Here is an 18,683-nt window from a genome sequence, read left to right as displayed (position 1 = left end):
CAGTAGTAGTAATAGGGCATGTCCAAAAGTCACAAAACACGGCAAAGCCCGAGCTAGCGCCCGGCGAGAAGAACCCCCGCCCGACCCCTCGCGCGTCAACGCCCGTCAACACGCGCGGTCCTTGTCGAAAACCCCTTCCACACGATCGCACCGCTTTTCTCCCCCTCTGGACACCATGTCGACACGGTTTTCAACAACGCCGCGCTCACGCGTTTCCGGTTATCGACTCGCGGATCTGCATGAGGCGGTCGTAGAAGCTCTTGTCCTCGCGCTTGGCGTCGTCCACGACGCTGATGCTGTGCATGATCGTGGCGTGGCTGCGGCCGCCGAAGTGCTTGCCGATGTCGGCGAGCGTGCGGTCGCACAGCTCGCGCGAGAGCCAGATGGCCACGTGGCGGGCCTCCATGAGCGACTTGTGGCGCTTGTTTCCCACGAGGCTCGAGTGGTCTATGTCGTAGTACTTCTCCACCGCCCTCTGGACGTCCTCGATGGAGACGGAGCGGCCGGCGCTCGGCCAGCACTCTCGGGCTATCGACTCGATCTCCTCGCGCCTGAGCTCGCCGCCCGCGCGCTCGGCGGTCGTGGCCGCAAACAGGCAGCGCTGGCAGAAGCCCTCGATGACGCGGATGTTGGTGCCAGCGCGCTCGGCCATGTACTGGCGCGCCGAGTCGGGGATGGAGCCGGAGAGCGCCGGCACGTTCTCGCGCAGGGCGTCCTCGCGCATCCGCTCGCAGAAGGTCTCGATGAGACGAAGCTTGAGCTCGTAGCTCGGGACCTGGATCGGCGCCGTGAAGCCCGAGCCCAGGCGGCTCGTCACGCGCTCGTCGAAGCCGTCCTTGCCCATGCCGAGCTGCGCCGGGGTCCGGTCGGCGGCGAGCACGATCTGCTTGCCGTTGCCGATGAGCTCGTTGAAGGTGTCGAAGAAGAACCCGATGGTGCCCGCCTTGCCGGCCATCTTCTGGACGTCGTCGATGATGAGCACGTCGATGTCGGCGTAGTTTTGGCGCAGGACCGAGGCGGCCGAGCGCTCGGAGTGGCGCATGGCCTCGGTGTAGTCGGTGATGAAGGTCGAGGCGTCTCGGTAGACGCACAGGCGCGACGGGTCGTTGCGCGCTATGTAGTTCTGCACGGCCCGCAGCAGGTGGGTCTTGCCCAGGCCGCTCTTCCCGTAGATGAACAGCGGGTTGTAGGTGCTGTTCATGCCGTTTGCCACCTGCAGGGCGGCCTGGTAGGCGATGTCGTTCTCGTCACCGCGGACGAAGCGGTCGAACGTGAGCTTGGAGGTCGTGGCGGAGATGTCCTCCACGAGGGGGTTGCGCTCGCGGCGCCTGCGGTTCTCGGCCTCGCGCGCCGCCACCGCCGAGCCCTCGTCCCAGGTGTCCTCCATGAAGGCGCTCGCGGCGGGAGCGGGCGGCGTCGGACGCGCGCCCGAGGTCTCCGCCGCCCAGCGGTCCGCCTCGTCGCGGGTCATCGTCGATCGCCGTGCGGCTGCCGCCGCGGGCTGCGCGTTTGCCTGGGCGAAGGTGATGTCGAGCCTCATCGGCTGGAAGGCGGCGGTGGAGAGCACGCCCTCGATCAGCTCGGAGTTCTTGGAGACGGTCTTGAGCACGAGCCTCATCGGCGTCTCGAGGTGCAGCACGCCCTCGTCCATGCCGGTCGGCGTGCAGTTCCTGAGCATGGCGAGCACCGCCTCGGGGAGGTTCTCGCCGGCGAGAAGGTCGAGCGTGTCCTGCCAGAGTGCCTCGGCGTCCGTTTCAAAGGAGAGTTCCATGGTCCCACGTTTCCCATTGTCGAAAAAGTCGGAGACCTAGTATAGCGATTGTTGATAACTTCTCCGAGGGGAGCTAGGCGAACGTCCGGCCGATGGCCGTCAGCTGGTACTTCTGGCCGACCTTGACCACGAGACCCTGCGCCGTGAGCGAGGAGAGGGCGCGCGACCACGTGGCAGCGGACGAGCCGAAGGCGCGCACGAGCTCGGTGGGCCCCCCGGCCCCGTGCTCGGCGAGAAACGCGAGCGCCTGGTGGCCGCGCTCGTCGATCGTGACCGCTGGCACCGCCGGCGCCGGCGTGGCCTGCGGCTCGGCGGGGCCAGGCCAGGGCTGCGGCTGCGCCCACGGCTGCTGGGGTGTCGGCGCCCCCTGGGGCCACGGCTGCTGCCACGGCTGGGCTGCCGGCGCGGCCTGGGGCCACGCACCGGGCGCGGCGGTCGGCTGCGCCCACGGCTGCTGGGGGTATCCCTGCTGGTAGGGGGCCTGCTGCGGGTAGGTGCCGGGCCACGGCTGCTGCGCCCACGGCTGCTGCCACGCCACCTCGGGGACGGTGGCGTCCTCGCGCTCCTCGCCCGCCCCGGAGACGGCGCGCGCCTCCTCGCGCGGGCGCGTGGAGATCGTGACCACCGTGCCCCCGGCAATGTTGTCCTCTATCTCGAGGCTGCCGCCCTTGTCCGTCATGTACTGCTGCACGTAGGGCAGCCCGCTCCCAACGCCGCGGATGTAGTGCTTCATCTCCTCGGTCGCCGAGCTTGTGCCGTACTCCATGGCCAGGGACTTCTCCTTGATGCCCGGGCCCTGGTCTGAGAAGCGGATCGTGTCCCCGCCGTCGAGGATGGTGATCGTGGGCGCCTGGAAGTAGGCGTGGATGAAGTTCTCCACGATCTCCCTGATGACCATGAAGGGGATGGTTCCCCCCTGCTCGTGCGAGAGGCGGTTCACCGCCGCGGTTATCTGCTCGAGGTAGTCGCGCACGTCGCACGGCTCTATGACCACCACGCGCGGGGCGGCCGAGGCGTCGTCGTAGACGGCGATGCGCGCCGGGTGATGGACCTCGCAGGCCGTGGCATCCTCCTGCGCCGCGTCCTTCTCGCCGTCCTTTTCCACAAACGGGTAGAAGTCCCGCGCCATCGTCCGTCCCCCTTTCTACATCTGTTCATCGGATGTCGAAAACTTTTCACTGAGAATTCGATATGAACGAAAGTTTTCTACAGCGGACGAACAATAGTAGAAAACTTGGAAAATCCCGATGAAACGCGTTGCAAAATCATAGCATGCGAGAAACACATTTCGCCGATTTGAAAATATGGTTCCAACCGTGCATGAAATGGATTCTCGTCCTCTCAGGCGCGCGGCGGCGCTGAGCGGGCAAAACGTGGAGATTCTCTGACGCGTAAATTGACATGTCGCGGGGAAGACCCTTACAATCTCTGAGCTTATTGCTCTAATGGAAGTTCATGCCCAACCGGGAGGAATAGCTATGAAGCGTACGTATCAGCCCAACAAGCGTAAGCGCGCCACCACGCACGGCTTCCGTGCCCGCATGGCCACCAAGGGCGGCCGCGCCGTCCTCGCCCGTCGTCGTGCCAAGGGTCGCAAGCGTCTCACCGTCTAAGACCCTCACACGATGAAGACCATCAAGTCCAAGAGAGATTTTGAGACGGTCTTCTCGCGCGGAAAGAGGCTCAACGACTCATTTCTGCGGATTCGAGTGATGCGTCTCGACGAAGGCGGCCCTGGTAGGGTCGCCTTCGTCGCGGCAAAGCGGCTTGGCAACGCCGTCTTCAGGAACCGGTGCAAGCGCGTCCTCAGGGAGGCCGCGCGGCTGTCCGGGCTTCCGAGAGACGGCTTCGACGTAATTCTCCTCTCGACGCACAGGACGCACGACAGCTCCCCCGAGCAGGTCGCCGTCGCGCTGAGGAGGCTCCTCGAGCGGGCAGGGGCCTAGGGTGGGCGCCGTCGCACGACGCTCGCTGGCGGCACGCGCGGCCCTGGCCGCGATTGGCCTCTACCAGAGGCGCGTGTCCCCGCTGCTTCGTGCGCGGTGCATCTACGTCCCCACGTGCTCCCAGTACGCGTGCCAGGCCATCGAACGGTACGGACTCATCAGGGGAGGCTCCCTCGCGGCTCGCAGGATCCTCAGGTGCCACCCCCTCCATGCAGGCGGATATGACCCCGTGCCCTGAGGGGCGCGGGCCACGGAGGAACCATGTGGGAATGGTTTATTAACTTTCTGACTTGGGTGCTGAACAGCCTCTACGGCTTCACCCACGACTACGGCCTCGCCGTCATCGTCCTTACGCTCATCATCCGTCTTCTCCTGACGCCGCTGATGACGCACTCGACCAAGTCCACGGCGCGCATGCAGGTGGTTCAGCCCAAGCTCCAGGAGATCCAGGAGCGCTATGCGGACGATCCCGTGCGCATGCAGGAGGAGCTGCGCAAGGTCTACGCGGACATGAAGTTCAACCCGCTCGGCGGCTGCCTGCCCCTGCTCCTTCAGATGCCGGTCTTCTTTGGTCTCTTCTCCGTCGTGCGCGCCGTCCCCGAGTGGGCGTGCTTCTTCAACATCCTCCCGTCCATCTCGCTGTCCGTCGCGCAGGTCGTCGAGCAGTCCGGCATCGTCGCCGCGCTGCCCTACGTTGCCTTCGACGTCGCCTTCGGCGCCCTGACGTTTTTGCCGATGGTCCTCACGGCACGCAACCAGCCTGCCGAGCAGCGCTCCTCGTCCTACCTCATGGGCGGCGTCATGTCGATCATGATGCTCTGGTTTGGCTGGGCCTCCTGCCCGGCGGCCGTCCTGCTCTACTACGTGACGTCCTCCCTGTGGCAGGTTATCCAGCAGCAGGTGATCACCAAGCGCGTCATGGAGAAGGCCAAGGCCGAGGCTGAGGCCGAGGCGGCAAACCGCCCCGTCGAGGTTGACGTGGTCCGTCGCGAGAAGAAGCCACGCCCGCACAAGAAGGGTTAGGCAAAACTACCTATCACCAGCTGTGATTCAGAGTATTTAGTTTGACTATTGTTTTATCGGAGGATAGTATGGCCGAGGAAGAGCGCATGAGTGCCGAGAGCCTTGCTGAGGATGACTTCTCCTCCATCCGAGAGCACTACGAGGCCGGCATCGAGCTGACCGACGAAGAGATGGACGCCATAGCAGACCTTGCGGTGGACTATCTCAAGGGTATCCTCTCCCTCTTTGGTGAGGACCGCTGCTCCATTGACGAGTACGACGGAGACAACGGGGAGCTCATCCTCGACGTCAGTGGCGGGGACCTCGCCGTTCTCATTGGCCGTCATGGGCGTACGCTCGACGCGCTGCAGATGGTTCTCACTTCGCTCCTCAGCAGCCGTATCAAGTTCTACTATCCCGTGGTCGTCGACATCGAGAGCTACAAGAGCCGCCGTCGTCACAAGCTCGAGGAGATCGCCCGCTCCTCCGCCGCTCGCGCCAAGCAGCGTGGCGGCAAGGTTTCCCTTGCTCCCATGAACGCCTACGAGCGTCGCCTCATTCACCTGGCGCTCGTCGATGACGATGAGGTCGTGACTCACTCTGAGGGTGAGGAGCCTGACCGTCACGTGGTCATCACGGCCGTTCGGTAGACGCTCACTTCGTTCTCCAGCGAACGCTATCCTATGAGGGAGGTTGCCACGGCAGCCTCCCTCTTCTCTTGCCAATTTCTTTCGACTCGTGACTTTTTGTCATCGTCCGATCGGAGTTTCCTATGACGACGCCCTGCAAGAATACTCTGACCCTTGTTACTCAGGTCATGAGCGAGCTTGGATCGTTTGGCATTGACTGTCCTGAGGACAAGGCCACTAAGCTCGTTGGTCACCTTGAGCTACTCATAGAGAAGAATAAGGTCGTCAATCTCACGAGGATCGTTGACCCTTCCTCAGCCGTGACGCTTCATGTTGTTGACTCGCTTCTTCCGTTGGCCTGCCAAGACGTCCGTCTTGAGGCTACCTCCACCTTTCTTGACATTGGCACGGGTGGTGGCTTCCCCGGCATTCCTCTTGGTGTCATGACCGGAGCTCACGGACTTCTCGTTGACTCTGTCGGTAAGAAGGTGAAGGCAGTCAACGAGTTCATTTCTGAGCTTGGTGTTGATGGTCTCGAGGCTCGCCACACCCGTGTTGAGGAACTTGCTCATGAGATTCCTGGATCTCAGGACTATGTCTTTGCTCGGGCCGTTGCGCAGTCTAATGTCCTCATTGAGTACGCAACGCCTCTCCTTCGTCGGGATGGTCTTCTCGTCATTCAAAAGGCGCGTCCTGAGATAGAGGAACTTACCTGTGCCGAACGTGCGGCGAAGCTCTGTGGTTTGGCCTTTGTTTCACGTGAAACCTTTGAACTGAGAGATGGACTTGGACATCGAGAGATCCTCATGTATAGAAAGACGTTAAAGAGTAAGATCAAGCTCCCTCGTAGAGTGGGACTTGCTAGCAAGGAGCCTCTTGGGGTGGAGTGAGTAGTTGGTTTCACGTGAAACAAAGTGAGTATATAGATGTGATTATCAGAAACCCGGACGTTTCACGTGAAACGCCCGGGTTTCTCTATGAGTAGAATGTCTCAATCCTGAACAACATTGAGCACGTTTCATGTGAAACAATACCGTATAGTTGTTAAGAGCAATATCGTGCCCAAACAAGACTCACGGAGGACAAATGAGCTACAAAGACGTAAAACGAGGTCTTCCTCAGCGCGATGCAAAGGTTGTCGCTGTCATCAACCAGAAAGGTGGTGTCGGAAAGTCGACAACAGTCATCAACCTGTCGGCATGTCTTGGTGAGGGCAAGAAAAAGGTTCTTGTCATTGACTTTGACCCTCAAGGAAACTCAACAAGTGGCTATGGCGTTGAGAAAGAAGAACTTGAGCACGATATCTACGACGTGATTCTTCACGATCAGCCGATCGAGGAGACGATTCTTCCAACCTGCGAGCCTAACGTCTTCATCGTTCCGGCGACTATCCAACTTGCAACTGCAGAAATCGAGCTCGTATCTGCGATGGCACGCGAGTCGATACTCAAGGAGGCGATTTCTCGCGTCAAGGACGACTTTGACTACGTTTTCATTGACTGTCCTCCGTCGCTCGGTCTGCTCACTATCAACGCGCTCGTCGCTGCTGACTCGCTCCTTATTCCGATTCAGTGCGAATACTACGCTCTTGAGGGGGTAGCAAAGCTCCTTGAGTCAATGCAAATGGTCAAGAAGCGCATGAATCCGAGTCTTGAGATTTTTGGTGTCGTCATGACCATGTATGACAGCAGGACGACGCTATCCAAGCAGGTTGTGGATGAGGTTCAGTCGTACTTTGGCAAGAAGATGTTCAAGACGATCATTCCTCGCAACGTAAAGCTGTCCGAGGCGCCGAGTCACGGACTTCCCGTTGTTATGTACGCACGTGTGAGCAAGGGCGCCCTTGCCTACTCAAAGTTGGCGAAAGAGGTGGTGCTACGTGGCTAAGAAGTCCGGCCTCGGAAAGGGGCTTGGCCTGCTCGTTGGTGAGGCTGACGCCGAGACGGCGGGAATGCGACCTGACTCAACCCTGCCAATTGATAAGGTGCAGCCGAACAAGGGGCAGCCTCGAAAGAGGTTCAACCCTGACGAGCTCGCTGAGCTTGCTGACTCAATTAAGCAGAACGGAATTCTGCAGCCGCTGCTTGTGCGCAAGCAGGGTGACCACTATGAGATAGTTGCCGGAGAGCGTAGGTACCAGGCCGCTCGGCTCGCGGGTCTTGACGAGGTTCCTGTCATCATCAAGGAGATCTCTGACGAGGAGGTCTTCAAGCTCGCCCTCATTGAGAATCTTCAGCGTTCCGACCTCACCCCGCTTGAGGAGGCCCAGGGCTATCGTCAGCTCATCAAGGAGAAGGGTCTCACGCAGGAGGAGCTCGCCAAGGCGCTCTCAAAGTCGCGCTCGGCGATCACGAACACCCTCCGACTCCTGGACCTTCCCCAGGAGGTCCAGGAGCTTGTGGACGATGGGAAGCTGACTGCGGGGCACGCTAGGGCGATTCTTGCCGTCCCATCGGAAGAGGGTCGTATCAAGCTTGCGGAGAAAGTTGTGAGCGAGCGTCTGTCGGTGCGTCAGACAGAAAGTCTTGCCCCACTGTTTTCTGTCACGGAGAACGTCGAGAAGCCCGTGCGGATACCTCAGCCCCAGTCCTTCAAGCGAGCGGCACGTCAGATGCGCCTTGCCCTCGACACCAACGTCAAGGTGAAGAACGTTCGCGGCAAGAACAAGATTGAGATCGAGTTCAAGAGCGAGGATGAGCTCGCGCGCATCGTGGATCTTCTCGCCGGACCGGGGACGTGGTCGGAGTGAGGAAGCTCAGGACGACACTGACCATCGCTACCCTTACGGCAGGGACCGTCTACCTTGCCTATCGGCTTCTGCTCTCCGATGAGGCGAAAGAGAGCATAAAGAGCGGAGCGCGCGCGGTAAACGACGCAGTTGAGCGTATGTGTAAGGTGGTCGATGACGCTCAGGGCTCCGTCATGGAGGAGGACGTGCTGCCCAACCGGCAGCGTACCGAGCAGCAGTGGGACGCGCTCGGCTTCTAAGGTGCAATCGAGTCAAAGGCGAGGGGGAGGACGCGCGATGCATCCTCCCCCTCGCGTTACAAGATAATAGAACATACGTTCTGTAAGTGTGTTACGACCTTAGGATGCGCTGCTTGAGTTGGCCGCACGCGGCGTCGATGTCCGCGCCGCGAGAGTTCCTGACCGTTGCCTCGACGCCGACGTTGGCGAGCCTGCGGACGAAGTCCTGGGCCCTCAGCTCGGTGGAGGGGCGGAACTTGGAGCCCTCGACCTCGTTGAGCTGGATGAGGTTGACGTGGGCGAGCGTTCCCTCGCAGAAGTCGCAGAGGGCCTGGAGCTCGGCGTCGGTGTCGTTGACGCCTCCGATGAGCGCGTACTCGTAGGTGGGACGGCGGCCCGTCTTGGAGACGTACTCGCCCATGACGTTGTAGAGGTTGACGAGGGAGTACTTGCGCACGCCCGGCATGAGGGCGTTTCTCGTCCGCTGGACGGCCGAGTGGAGGGAGACGGCGAGCGTGAACTGCTCGGGCTCGTTGGCAAAGCGCATGATCTGCGGGATGACGCCGCAGGTGGAGACCGTGAGGTGCCGCGCGCCTATGCCCGCGCCCTCGGGCGAGTTGAGCCGGCGCAGGGCCGCGAGGGTCTCGTCGTAGTTGAGGAAGGGCTCGCCCTGCCCCATGAGGACCACGCTCGTGACGCGCGCGTTGAAGTCGTCGCGCACGTGCATGACCTGCTCGTAGATCTCTGCGGCGGTGAGCGAGCGCGTGAGGCCGGCCGCGCCCGTGGCGCAGAAGGCGCAGCCCATGGGGCAGCCCGCCTGCGTGGAGGCGCAGACCGCAAGGCGGTTCCTGGACGGCATGCCTACGCACTCGACGCTCACGCCGTCGGAGAGGCGCAGCAGGTACTTGCGACTTCCGTCCGAGGACACCTGGCGCGCGGCCTCCTCGACGCCCCCGAGGGTGCAGCGGCGCGCGAGCTCCTCGCGCAGGGACTTGGGAAGGTTGGTCATCTCGTCGAAGGAGCGGGCGTTTCTGACCCACACCCACTCCTCGACCTGCTTGGCCCGGAAGGCGGGCTGTCCGAGGCCGGAGAGGAGCTCCTGGAGCTCCCCGCGCGTGAGGGTGTGGAGGTCGCGCCTCTCGGTCTTGTCTGCAGGCATGGTCTCTCCCGGGTCGTCAGGCGGCATCTGGAGTATCCTCATCTGCAGGGAAAACTCCACGTGAGAGTCTAGCGCACGGGGACGAGCGGCGAGGGAGCTTCGATGGACACAGAGGTGCTGCGCAGCAAGCGCGTGGCGGTCATTTGCGGCGGCTGGTCGGACGAGCGGGAGATCTCGCTCCAGTCGGCGAGCGAGGTTCGCCGCGCCCTTCTCGCCGCAGGCTTTAAGGTCGCTGACCTGCTCGACCTTGCCGCACGGGACTTTGTCGCGCGCCTCGTGTCGGGGAGCTACGACGTGGCCTTCGTGGCACTCCACGGCGCGTACGGAGAGGACGGCTGCATCCAGGGCCTCCTCGAGATCCTGCACATTCCCTACACCTTCTCGGGCGTGACGGCCTCGGCGGTCTCGGCCGAGAAGGAGCTTGCCAAGGAGGTGTTCGCGCGCGCCGGCATCCGCGTCCCGCGCGGCGTCGACCTCCCGTGCCACGCCCGGCTCTCTGAGGAGCGCGTCGACGAGCTCGTGGGCGAGCTTGGCCTGCCGCTGTTCGTCAAGCCGGCGGCAAACGGGTCGAGCTTCGGCATCACGCGCGTGACCGAGCGCGCCCAGCTCTCCGACGCCATCGAGCGGGCCTCGTCCGCCGGTGGCCGCGTGCTCGTCGAGGAGTGCGTGACGGGCATGGAGATCACGGTGCCCGTGGTCGGCAACGAGGACGCCCACGCGCTGCCGATCGTCGAGATAGTGACGGGCGCGGAGTTCTACGACCTCAAGGTCAAGTACGAGCCGTCTGCCCTGCACCACGTCATCCCCGCGCGCCTCGAGCCGGGCGTCTACGCCCGTGCCCAGGAGCTTGCCGTCCGCGCGCACCGGGCCCTCGGCTGCCGCGGGTGCTCGCGCAGTGACTTCATCGTCACCGAGGCCGGCGAGCCCGTGATCCTCGAGACCAACACCATCCCCGGCATGACGGCCGAGTCCCTGCTGCCCGACTCGGCGCGTCACGGCGGCATCGAGTTCCCCGAGCTCTGCGCGCGCTTCGTCGAGTACGCGCTCGAGGCGCACCAGGTGGGCGAGAAGAACGCGGAAGAGGCATGACGGACGTCGCCTCCCAGGTGGAGGCCATACTCCTTCCCGGCACCCCCGACGTGGTCAGGGATGCCTACGTAAGCCTGCCCGAGCGCGCTCGCGCGCTCGACTTCGGTCCCCTCGAGGACGAGGTCGTGGTGCTCGACACCGAGACGACGGGCCTCTCCTTCAAGGACTGCGACCTCATAGAGATCTCCGCGGCGCTGCTCTGCGGCCGCGAGGTCCGGGAGCGCTTCGAGACCTTCGTGCACCCCGGCGGGCCCGTCCCCGCCGAGATCACCCAGCTCACGGGCATAACCAACGCCGACGTCAGCGACGCTCCGAGCGCCCGTGACGCCGTCGCCGCCCTCGCGGAGTTCGTCGGCGGGCGGCCGGTGCTCGCCCACAACGCGACGTTCGACAGGACCTTCGTCGAGGGGGTCCCGGGCGGGTCGGAGGTCTCCGACACGTGGATAGACACCCTCGCGCTCTCCCGCATAGCCCTTCCGAGGCTCTCGACGCACCGCCTCGCCGACATGGCCTCCGCCTTTGGCTGCGCCTCGGTGACGCACCGCGCCGGCGACGACGTCGAGGCGCTCTGCGGCATGTGGCCGATCCTGCTCTGCGCCATCGCCGACCTCCCCGCGGGCCTGCTCGGCCGCCTCGCTGGGATGCACCCCGAGGTAGACTGGCCGTTCAGGCCGGTCTTCTCCTACCTTGCCGACCTCGGCGAGGAGGACGGCGGCACGTCCTTCTCGCTCAAGGCGGTCCGTGCCGAGTTGGTGCGCTCCTGCCAGGGAGCGCAGCGCGCCGACGCCGCCGAGCTGGACTCGACGCGGGGCGTCTCGGCCGAGGAGGTCGAGGCCGCCTTCGAGCCCGGCGGGGTGGTCTCGAGGATGTACGAGCGCATGGAGCGCCGCCCCGAGCAGGTCGCCATGGCCCGCGAGGTGGCCGAGGCGCTCTCCACCTCCACGCACCGCGCCATCGAGGCGGGGACGGGCGTGGGCAAGTCCGTGGCCTACCTGCTCCCCGAGGTGCTCTTCGCCCAGCGCAACAACGTCACCGTGGGCGTGGCGACCAAGACCAACGCCCTCACCGACCAGCTCGTCTCGCACGAGCTCCCGGCGCTCGCGGCCGCCCTGCCGGGAGGCCTCTCGTTCACGAGCCTCAAGGGCTACGACCACTACCCGTGCCTGCACCGCGTTGACCGCGCGGCGACCGGGGAGCTGCCGCTCGCCGCGGTCTCGGGACGTGACGGGCGGTCCGACAACGCCATCGCCTGCGACATGCTCACGGCCGTTGCGGTGACCTACGCCTTTGCCTGCCAGTCCCCCGAGGGCGACCTCGACGCCCTCGGCATCCGCTGGCGCTACGTGCCGCGCCCGATGCTCACGACCACGCCGGGCGAGTGCCTGCGTGGCCGCTGCCCCTACTTCCCCGGCGAGTGCCTGCTGCACGGTGCCCGCCGCCGCGCCTCGCGGGCGGACGTGGTGGTGACGAACCACTCCCTGCTGCTTCGCGACGTGGAGGCCGAGGGGCGCATCCTGCCCCCCGTGCGCCACTGGGTCGTGGACGAGGCGCACGGCTTCGAGGCCGAGGCGCGCCGCCAGTGGGCGGTCGAGGTCTCGGGCGAGGAGGCCCGCGCCGCCTTCGAGCTGCTCGGCGGAACGCGCACCGGCGCCATTCACGCCGCGATGGTCCAGTCCATGGCGCTCGAGGGGTCCACGCTGCTGGTGGGGCTCTTCACGAAGGCCGCGGCCTGCGCCGCGCGCGCCTCGACGACCGTCGCCGACCTGTTCCTCGCCGTCCACGAGCTCGCCCCGCTCGCGCGTTCGGAGGGCGGCTACGACAACGTGACCCTGTGGATCGACGCGGCCGTGCGGGCCACGTCGGAGTGGGATGAGGTCGCCCAGGCGGGAGAGCGCGCCGCCGACGCGCTCGACGAGACCTCCCGGGCCCTCGCCGAGGCCGTGTCTGCCCTCGCCCCGGACGCTCCCCAGCTGGCCGTCGACCTCGGCGAGTCCGCGCGGTTCGTGCGCGATCTTCTCGCCGCCGTCAGGCTCGTCTGCGACGGCACGGACGAGCGCTACGTCTACTCCGCGCAGCTCTCCCGCTCCAAGCGCCGCATCGCCGCCGAGCGCCTCGTTGCCGAGAAGATCGACGTGGGCGCCGACCTTGCCGAGCGGTGGCTTCCCGAGATGGAGAGCGTGGTGTTCACCTCGGCCACCATCGCCGTCGGGGACGACTTCTCGCACTTCGAGTCCGCGGTCGGGCTCTCGGCGCTGCCGGAGGCCGCCCGCCGCGACGTGCGGCTCGACTCGAGCTTTGACTTCGACGCGCACATGTCCGTCGTCGTGACGCGCGACCTGCCCGCCCCGAACGACCGCGCCTACCTGGGCGCCCTCGAGGACCTGCTCTTTGACGTGCACGTCGCCATGGGCGGCTCGGTCCTGACGCTCTTCACCAACCGAAGGGACATGGAGCGCGTCTACGAGGCCCTGCGCCCCCGCCTCGCCGCGGAGGGCCTCGACGTTGCCTGCCAGGAGCGAGGAAGCTCCCCGCGACGCCTGCGCACCAGGTTCATGGCCGAGAAGACCCTCTCGCTGATGGCCCTGCGCTCGTTCTGGGAGGGCTTCGACGCGACCGGGGACACCCTGCGCTGCGTGGTCATCCCGAAGCTGCCCTTCGCGAGTCCCAACGACCCGCTCGTGCGCGAGCGCGACCGGCGGGAGGACCGGGCGTGGTGGCGCTACTCCCTGCCCGAGGCGGTCATCTCGGTCAAGCAGGCCGCGGGGCGCCTCATCCGCTCGGCGACCGACACCGGCGTGCTCGTGCTCGCGGACTCGCGCGTGGCGAGCAAGGGGTACGGCAGGCTCTTCGTGAGCTCCCTGCCCTCGAGCAACGTCTCGCGCCTCGAGAGCGCCAACGTGGGCCGCTACATCAGGACGTGGCGCGCGAGCCACGAGTAGGCGCTACCGCACGCCTCTCCCGAGCTGCCCGCGGGCGTAGCTCCGGGCGAGCGCGGCGACCTCGGCGTCGTCGGTGGTCGCGGTGCCGCCACACGCCGCGAGCATGCGCGGGAGCCACATCCCCCCGTAGTAGGGCGTCACGCCCTGGACGCCGTCGGCCGTGCGCTCCACGCGCAGGTCGTGCCAGGGGAGAAGGTCCAGGTAGCTGGGGTCGGAAAACGATATCCTCACCTCTCGGCCGCCGCCGGCTTCAGCCTCGGCGCGCGCGAGGGGCTCCCTCGCCGCCACGCCCCGCGCGCCCTCCATGCGGTCCAGCCTGAAGGTTCGTCGTGCCCCGCGGCCCAGGTCGAGCGCGTCGAGGTACCAAGACCCGTCCTCGTGCCGCAGGCCTTCCGGCCTGACGAGGCGCTCCTCAGCCGCCGCGTCGGGCGACTTCCTGTACGAGAAGGACAGGTCCTCGCGTCTCACGAGCGCCCGCGCGCAGGCCTCGAGCGCCTCCCGCGGCACGTCCTGGTCCTCGGAGACGATTCTCCTTACGAGCTCCTCGTCCACGCCCTCGCGTGCGGCCGCCTGCTCGAGGCGCGCCCTCAGCGGGTCGTCCCCGTCGACGCCGAGCCGCTCGAGCGCGGCGGCGAGTGCGAGGGTCTCCGTCCTCGTGAGCCGCAGCCTGCGGCCCCGGACGCCCTGCGAGAAGGCGAGGGTCACCCCTCCGCCGTCCTCGACGAGCGGCAGTGTCGCCCCGCCGATCCCGACGGAGGTGAGCACGAGGGATATGAGCTTCTCGGCCCGCTCGACCGAGGTTCCGAGCCGCGAGGCGACCGCCTCAGCGGTGAGGGCGTCCCCGGCCTCGGAGAGGCTGGCGACAAGCGCGACGAGCTCCCGCGCCTCGTCGAGCGCGCCGGGGCGCCCCGCCCCAGGTCCCCTACGAGGCATCGCCGGCCACCCCCTCGAGCACGTGCTCCCAGGCGCTGACGAGCCCCTCCGGGGCCAGGGGGCGGATGCCCTGCGCGACGGCCCAGCTCGCCGCCGCGGCCTCGGAGCTTGCGGGGACCTCCCACACGAGCACGTCGTCCCCGAGCTCGAAGGTTCCGTGCACACCGGCGGCGCGCCGCAGGTCCTGCTCGCGCCCGCGGGGAATCTCAAAGCGCGCGGTGATGGTTGGGTCCCCCATCTGGAAGGGAAGCCTTCTCCAGTCGTCCACGCAGAAGTCGGCGGGCACCTCGAAGGACACGCCGCGCCGCTCCTCCGCCGACGAGACCCTGTCGAGGCGGTAGGTGCGCTCGGAACCCTCCTCCGGAGCGCCTCCCTCTCCGATCCGGGCAGCGACGAGGTAGCGGACGCCGCGCAGCTCGAAGAGCCCGTAGGGGGCGACGACGCGCTCGGAGGAGACTCCGCGCGCGTCGGTGTAGGAGATCGAGGCCGCATGGCCCGCGAGCAGGCAGGAGCGCAGCACGGTGAAGCTGCGCGGCTCGTGGCGGGGCGGGCTCGCCACGACACCCGCCTCGGCGAAGGCACGCGTGAGCTTGGCGAGCGCGAGCCTGAGCTCGTCGGCCATGGAGAACCCGGGGTCGCCGAGCAGCGGCTGGCAGGCGACCTCGAGTGCCGCGGCCTCGAGGGCGCCGAGCTCGGCGCCCCTCGCGAAGCAGCCCTCGTCGACTCCCCAGAGCGACTCGCCCCCGTCGCTGCCTCGCTCCTCGATGACCACGCCGCAGGCCGCGAGCGCCTCCCGGTCGCGGAGGAAGGCCCGTCGGAAGCTGTCGGGGGAGAGGTCGGGGTAGAAGTCGCGTGCCACGTCCGAGGAGGGGACGGGCGCTTTCGCGTTCATGAAGCCGATGGCGAGCGAGCAGATTCTTCTCGCCCGCTCGTCGTCCCTCGTGAGCCTCACGGGCCTCCTTTCGCACCGCTGTTTGCGTCGTCTGCGTCTTTTCTACGAAACGAGATGACAAGACGTATACTCTTTTGATTGTATGCACGCCGCGTGACCACGCTCGCGAGACTCGTAAAAAGGATGCACAGCATGTCCATGACACACGACTACCTGGACTACCTCAACGAGAAGGTCGGGATCTCGCCCGCCAACAGCCAGGAGGAGCTCCAGGCCGCTGAGGTCATCTCTCGCCTCATGGGGCAGCACGACGTCGAGGTCCACGTCGAGGACTTCTCCGCGCCCTCGCTCGGCGGGGTCGTCCCCGCGGTCATCTCCATTGCCATGTTCCTGGGCGTCATCGTCTCCGGGGTCGGGGTGCTCCCGCTCACCATCGTGGGCCTGCTCCTCGCAGCCGTCCCCGCCGTCCTCGCCGTGATGCGCATGTTTGGGCGTGAGGTGTCGCTCTCCGTCGGCCCGAGCGCCCAGAGCCAGAACGTCGTGGCGGTCCACCGCGCGACCGGCCCGCTCGTGACCAAGGGCAACCGTCCCATCGTGGTCGTGGCCCACTACGACTCCCCGCGGGAGAACTTCCTCGTCTCCTCGCCGCTCGCGCCGTACCTGCCGCTCGCGGCCAGACTCAGCGTCCCGTGCTCCTACGCCGTGGCCCTGTGCGCCTTCGTTCAGCTGCTCGGCTTCATCCCGTCTCCCGCGCGCATCGTGTTCTGGATCGCGGGCATCGTCGCCTCCCTCCCGGCCGTCCTCGGGGCCGTCGGGGCGATCGCCGAGCGCACGGCCCCGTGCACCGAGGGCGCCAACGACAACAAGTCCTCGGTCGCCGCCCTTCTCGGCGTGCTCGAGAACGTGCGCCCGAGCGGCCTCGTCCCCCGCGAGCGTCCCGAGGTCGAGGAGGCCGCCGACCCCGAGGCCGCCGACGAGGCTGCTGACCTCGACGAGCCCGTCGAGGAGGCGCCCGTGCAGGAGGACCTCACCGCGAGCCTCGAGCCTGAGCCGGTGCTCGGGGTGCGTCGCGGCGCCGAGGTCCTGCGCGAGCTCGGCATCCTGCCCGAGTCCTGCGAGATAGAGTACGTCGAGCCCGCTGCCCGCGCCGCCGCGCCGGCCCCCGCCGCCGCGAGCGCGGAGGCGCCCGCGCCTGCCGGCCAGACGGCTCCCCTGGCGCCCGCCGAGCCCGCCGAGGCCCCCGCGGACGCGACCGAGGCGACGCGCGAGGACCTGCTCTCCACGGGGCGCTTCTCGATCGTCATGGACGAGGAGGGCCGCGGCGTGGGCCCGAAGGACTCCTCCGGCCTCACCAACCTCGACGACGCGCTCGACCCCGACGCGACGCAGCCCACCCAGCCCACGCCGCGCCCCGAGGCGCCGGCTGACCCGGAGTGGGGCAAGTCGAGCTACCGACCGACCCTCTCGAGCGTCGCGCGTCGTGCCTCGCTCTTCGACCTCCCGGATCCCTCCGAGAGCGAGTCCGACCCGTTCGCGGACGACCCGGGTGCCACGCGCGTGGCGCCGACCACGCCGCGTCCTGCGGCCCAGCAGGCGCCGGAGCCGCTCGCACCCGCAAAGGGCGTCGCCGCGCCCGAGCCCATCGCCACCATCTCCTCCGAGCGCCCCCATCCCGACAAGGGGAAGAAGAACCCGCTGAGCGGACTCATCGGCAGGCTCCGCAGGCAGGCCAAAGCCGAGGCCTCCGACGCCGGAGACGGCTGGCTCGGCGGCGCCGACCCCGACTCAGACTCCGACGACGTCTGGCGCGGAGGCGCCGCGCCCCGCGCGGGACTCAGGCTCGTCGAGGACGAGGAGGCCCCGAGCGAGGAGGAGCTTCGCGAGGCCGTCCTGTCCCTCGGGGACGACGCCCTCGTCGCGCACGACGTGTGGTTCGTGGCGCTCGGCGCGTCCTCGCTCGACCACGCGGGCATGCGCGCCTTCCTGCGGCAGCACCGCTCCGAGGTGCGCGGCTGCTTCGTGGTCAACCTCGACTGCGTGGGCGCCGGGTCGCTCTCGCTGCTCAAGAACGAGGGGCTCCACGGCACCCGCCGCGCCGACCGCCGCATCTCCCGCCTGCTGCTCGGCGCCGCCTCCGACCTCCACGTCCAGCTCGACCAGCGTCCGTGCGAGTGGCAGGACACCGACGCCACGCAGGCCATGCGCTCGTCGCTGCGCTCGGTCACGATCCGCGGCGTCGACGCCAACGGCCTCCCCGCGCTCTCCCACACCCCGCAGGACGTTCCCGAGAACGTGAGCGGCGACCAGGCCGCGCAGGTGGCGGAGATCGTCACGGAGATGATTCGCCGGTCCTAGGGGTCCGGCCAGGGGAAACGCGTCATCGGGAGGGGCTCGCCGCCGGCGGGCCCCTCCCTTGCGTCAGGGCCGCAACGCCCAGGCGGTGGCACGACCGGCGTGACCGAGCGCCGGGGGCCGCCCGCCGCGTGGCACGTCGCCTCCCGTGAGCCGCGTCCTCGGCGAGCGACCGACGCCACATCCCGCCGCCCGCGCCTCCCGCGGACCTCGCCGCGCACCCTCGCGCGCACCGGTCCTTCTCGCCCCGTGTCCCATGCCGCCTCCCGTCTCTCGCGTCCGATGACGGAGACGCTACGCGGCCGACCTTCCACGAGGCTTACGCGAACCTTCCGGCTCTCTTCCACGATCCTGCGATCGGCCCGGGACGGCGCAGCTCCCGGTACCAGCGGCGCCCGGGACGCCCGTCCGGCCGCCTTCCGGGGGCGGAAAGATCAACACACGGGCGCCACACGCCGCGGCGCGCCTCAGCGGGCCGCACCGAGGGTCGGCACGGCGCGCCGCACCGCCCGGCCCACGCTCACGCCAACCGCGAGCTTGAGCGCGTCGGGCACGACGAAGGGGAGCACGGCCACGGCGAGCGCGGAGGGCACGTCGAGCCCCAGGAGGGCCATGAGCTGCACGGTGCCGAGCGCGTAGGAGACGAGCAGCATGGACGTCACGGCAAGGGCCTCGCGCGCCCGCTCGGGGATGGCGGTGACGCGAAGGACCGCCCATGCGACCGCGGTCCCCACGAGGAAGCCCCAGAGGAAGCCCCCCGTGGGCCCGAGCAGGTGGCCCGGGCCGCCCCCGAAGCCGGAGAACACGGGCAGGCCGAGCCCGCCGAGCACGAGGTAGCACGCAACAACGAGCGTGGCGTCCCTCCCGCCGAGCGCGACGGGCAGCACGGCGAGCGCGAGCGTCTGGAGGGTGAAGGGCACCGGGCCCAGGGCGAGCGTGACGGAGGACGCCACGGCGAGCAGCGCCACGCCCAGCCCGCACATCGTTACCTGCCGTGCCGTCAT

The 18,683-nt window shown here is 67.2% G+C and carries 17 protein-coding genes; 11 read left to right on the top strand and 6 right to left on the bottom strand.

What is annotated here, in order from left to right; translation table 11 throughout:
• Window positions 1-205: 205 nt before the first annotated feature.
• Together B5F23_RS07495 and B5F23_RS07490 are read right to left on the bottom strand one after the other, a co-directional pair.
• Window positions 206-1,771, bottom strand: coding sequence for a chromosomal replication initiator protein DnaA (locus B5F23_RS07495; RefSeq protein WP_087353301.1), 1,566 nt, complete (start codon window positions 1,769-1,771; stop codon window positions 206-208).
• Between the two features lie 73 nt (window positions 1,772-1,844).
• On the bottom strand, window positions 1,845-2,900 hold the full coding sequence (locus B5F23_RS07490) for an ATP-binding protein (RefSeq protein WP_087353299.1): 1,056 nt from the start codon (window positions 2,898-2,900) through the stop codon (window positions 1,845-1,847).
• Window positions 2,901-3,249: 349 nt separating this feature from the next.
• Here B5F23_RS07490 and rpmH point away from each other — a divergent pair, with 349 nt between their 5' ends.
• The 8 genes from rpmH (at window position 3,250) to B5F23_RS07450 (ending at window position 8,097) form a co-directional block, all read left to right on the top strand.
• Window positions 3,250-3,384 (top strand): 50S ribosomal protein L34, encoded by a 135-nt coding sequence (gene rpmH, locus B5F23_RS07485; RefSeq protein WP_072373740.1) that lies wholly within the window; start codon window positions 3,250-3,252, stop codon window positions 3,382-3,384.
• A gap of 12 nt (window positions 3,385-3,396) precedes the next feature.
• Window positions 3,397-3,717 (top strand): ribonuclease P protein component, encoded by a 321-nt coding sequence (rnpA, locus tag B5F23_RS07480; RefSeq protein WP_087353298.1) that lies wholly within the window; start codon window positions 3,397-3,399, stop codon window positions 3,715-3,717.
• Between the two features lies 1 nt (window position 3,718).
• Entirely contained in the window at window positions 3,719-3,955 is a 237-nt protein-coding gene (gene yidD, locus B5F23_RS07475) for a membrane protein insertion efficiency factor YidD (protein ID WP_342586925.1), read from the top strand.
• A 23-nt stretch (window positions 3,956-3,978) separates the two neighbouring features.
• Window positions 3,979-4,740, top strand: coding sequence for a YidC/Oxa1 family membrane protein insertase (locus B5F23_RS07470; protein ID WP_087353296.1), 762 nt, complete (start codon window positions 3,979-3,981; stop codon window positions 4,738-4,740).
• 86 nt (window positions 4,741-4,826) lie between these two features.
• Window positions 4,827-5,369 carry a Jag family protein gene (locus B5F23_RS07465; protein ID WP_241145832.1) on the top strand — a complete coding sequence of 181 codons (543 nt, stop codon included), beginning with the start codon at window positions 4,827-4,829 and terminating at the stop codon, window positions 5,367-5,369.
• A 122-nt stretch (window positions 5,370-5,491) separates the two neighbouring features.
• Complete coding sequence (rsmG, locus tag B5F23_RS07460) at window positions 5,492-6,238, top strand: 16S rRNA (guanine(527)-N(7))-methyltransferase RsmG (RefSeq protein ID WP_241145831.1); 747 nt, start codon at window positions 5,492-5,494, stop codon at window positions 6,236-6,238.
• A 196-nt stretch (window positions 6,239-6,434) separates the two neighbouring features.
• Window positions 6,435-7,235, top strand: coding sequence for a ParA family protein (locus B5F23_RS07455; protein WP_087353292.1), 801 nt, complete (start codon window positions 6,435-6,437; stop codon window positions 7,233-7,235).
• Window positions 7,228-8,097 (top strand): ParB/RepB/Spo0J family partition protein, encoded by an 870-nt coding sequence (locus B5F23_RS07450; protein WP_241145830.1) that lies wholly within the window; start codon window positions 7,228-7,230, stop codon window positions 8,095-8,097. The genes B5F23_RS07455 and B5F23_RS07450 overlap by 8 nt, the downstream gene beginning before the upstream one ends.
• A gap of 330 nt (window positions 8,098-8,427) precedes the next feature.
• On the opposite strand, the gene rlmN is transcribed toward B5F23_RS07450, so the two are convergent.
• Window positions 8,428-9,474 (bottom strand): 23S rRNA (adenine(2503)-C(2))-methyltransferase RlmN, encoded by a 1,047-nt coding sequence (gene rlmN, locus B5F23_RS07440; RefSeq protein ID WP_087353432.1) that lies wholly within the window; start codon window positions 9,472-9,474, stop codon window positions 8,428-8,430.
• A gap of 102 nt (window positions 9,475-9,576) precedes the next feature.
• Here rlmN and B5F23_RS07435 point away from each other — a divergent pair, with 102 nt between their 5' ends.
• Together B5F23_RS07435 and B5F23_RS07430 are read left to right on the top strand one after the other, a co-directional pair.
• Complete coding sequence (locus B5F23_RS07435) at window positions 9,577-10,563, top strand: D-alanine--D-alanine ligase family protein (protein WP_087353287.1); 987 nt, start codon at window positions 9,577-9,579, stop codon at window positions 10,561-10,563.
• Window positions 10,560-13,502: a helicase C-terminal domain-containing protein gene (locus tag B5F23_RS07430; RefSeq protein WP_087353285.1), complete on the top strand. Its 2,943-nt coding sequence runs from the start codon at window positions 10,560-10,562 to the stop codon at window positions 13,500-13,502. Before B5F23_RS07435 ends, B5F23_RS07430 begins: the two co-directional genes overlap by 4 nt.
• 3 nt (window positions 13,503-13,505) lie before the next feature.
• Here the strand turns inward: B5F23_RS07430 and B5F23_RS07425 are convergent, their stop codons facing one another.
• Together B5F23_RS07425 and B5F23_RS07420 are read right to left on the bottom strand one after the other, a co-directional pair.
• Window positions 13,506-14,435, bottom strand: coding sequence for a WYL domain-containing protein (locus B5F23_RS07425; protein WP_087353283.1), 930 nt, complete (start codon window positions 14,433-14,435; stop codon window positions 13,506-13,508).
• A complete protein-coding gene (locus tag B5F23_RS07420; RefSeq protein ID WP_087353281.1) occupies window positions 14,425-15,387 on the bottom strand; it encodes a helix-turn-helix transcriptional regulator in 963 nt (320 codons plus the stop codon). The genes B5F23_RS07425 and B5F23_RS07420 overlap by 11 nt, the downstream gene beginning before the upstream one ends.
• A gap of 132 nt (window positions 15,388-15,519) precedes the next feature.
• Here B5F23_RS07420 and B5F23_RS07415 point away from each other — a divergent pair, with 132 nt between their 5' ends.
• Window positions 15,520-17,682 (top strand): M28 family peptidase, encoded by a 2,163-nt coding sequence (locus B5F23_RS07415; RefSeq protein ID WP_087353279.1) that lies wholly within the window; start codon window positions 15,520-15,522, stop codon window positions 17,680-17,682.
• A 464-nt stretch (window positions 17,683-18,146) separates the two neighbouring features.
• Here B5F23_RS07415 and B5F23_RS07410 read toward each other — a convergent pair whose 3' ends face one another.
• A complete protein-coding gene (locus B5F23_RS07410; protein ID WP_087353278.1) occupies window positions 18,147-18,683 on the bottom strand; it encodes a biotin transporter BioY in 537 nt (178 codons plus the stop codon).

Source organism: Olsenella sp. An188, from assembly GCF_002160255.1.
Classification (GTDB): Bacteria; Actinomycetota; Coriobacteriia; order Coriobacteriales; family Atopobiaceae; genus Thermophilibacter; species Thermophilibacter avistercoris.
Note: the sequence above shows the minus strand (reverse complement) of the source record. Positions and strands in the feature narration are given on the sequence as shown.

Coding starts and splice junctions, on each gene's coding strand:
- rpmH (WP_072373740.1), top strand. CDS start 3,250: ATGAAGCGTACGTATCAGCCCAACAAGCGTAAGCGCGCCACCACGCAC.
- rlmN (WP_087353432.1), bottom strand. CDS start 9,474: ATGCCTGCAGACAAGACCGAGAGGCGCGACCTCCACACCCTCACGCGC.
- B5F23_RS07470 (WP_087353296.1), top strand. CDS start 3,979: ATGTGGGAATGGTTTATTAACTTTCTGACTTGGGTGCTGAACAGCCTC.
- B5F23_RS07465 (WP_241145832.1), top strand. CDS start 4,827: ATGAGTGCCGAGAGCCTTGCTGAGGATGACTTCTCCTCCATCCGAGAG.
- B5F23_RS07490 (WP_087353299.1), bottom strand. CDS start 2,900: ATGGCGCGGGACTTCTACCCGTTTGTGGAAAAGGACGGCGAGAAGGAC.
- B5F23_RS07455 (WP_087353292.1), top strand. CDS start 6,435: ATGAGCTACAAAGACGTAAAACGAGGTCTTCCTCAGCGCGATGCAAAG.
- B5F23_RS07415 (WP_087353279.1), top strand. CDS start 15,520: ATGTCCATGACACACGACTACCTGGACTACCTCAACGAGAAGGTCGGG.
- B5F23_RS07495 (WP_087353301.1), bottom strand. CDS start 1,771: ATGGAACTCTCCTTTGAAACGGACGCCGAGGCACTCTGGCAGGACACG.
- B5F23_RS07435 (WP_087353287.1), top strand. CDS start 9,577: ATGGACACAGAGGTGCTGCGCAGCAAGCGCGTGGCGGTCATTTGCGGC.
- rsmG (WP_241145831.1), top strand. CDS start 5,492: ATGACGACGCCCTGCAAGAATACTCTGACCCTTGTTACTCAGGTCATG.
- rnpA (WP_087353298.1), top strand. CDS start 3,397: ATGAAGACCATCAAGTCCAAGAGAGATTTTGAGACGGTCTTCTCGCGC.
- B5F23_RS07430 (WP_087353285.1), top strand. CDS start 10,560: ATGACGGACGTCGCCTCCCAGGTGGAGGCCATACTCCTTCCCGGCACC.
- B5F23_RS07425 (WP_087353283.1), bottom strand. CDS start 14,435: ATGCCTCGTAGGGGACCTGGGGCGGGGCGCCCCGGCGCGCTCGACGAG.
- B5F23_RS07410 (WP_087353278.1), bottom strand. CDS start 18,683: ATGACGGCACGGCAGGTAACGATGTGCGGGCTGGGCGTGGCGCTGCTC.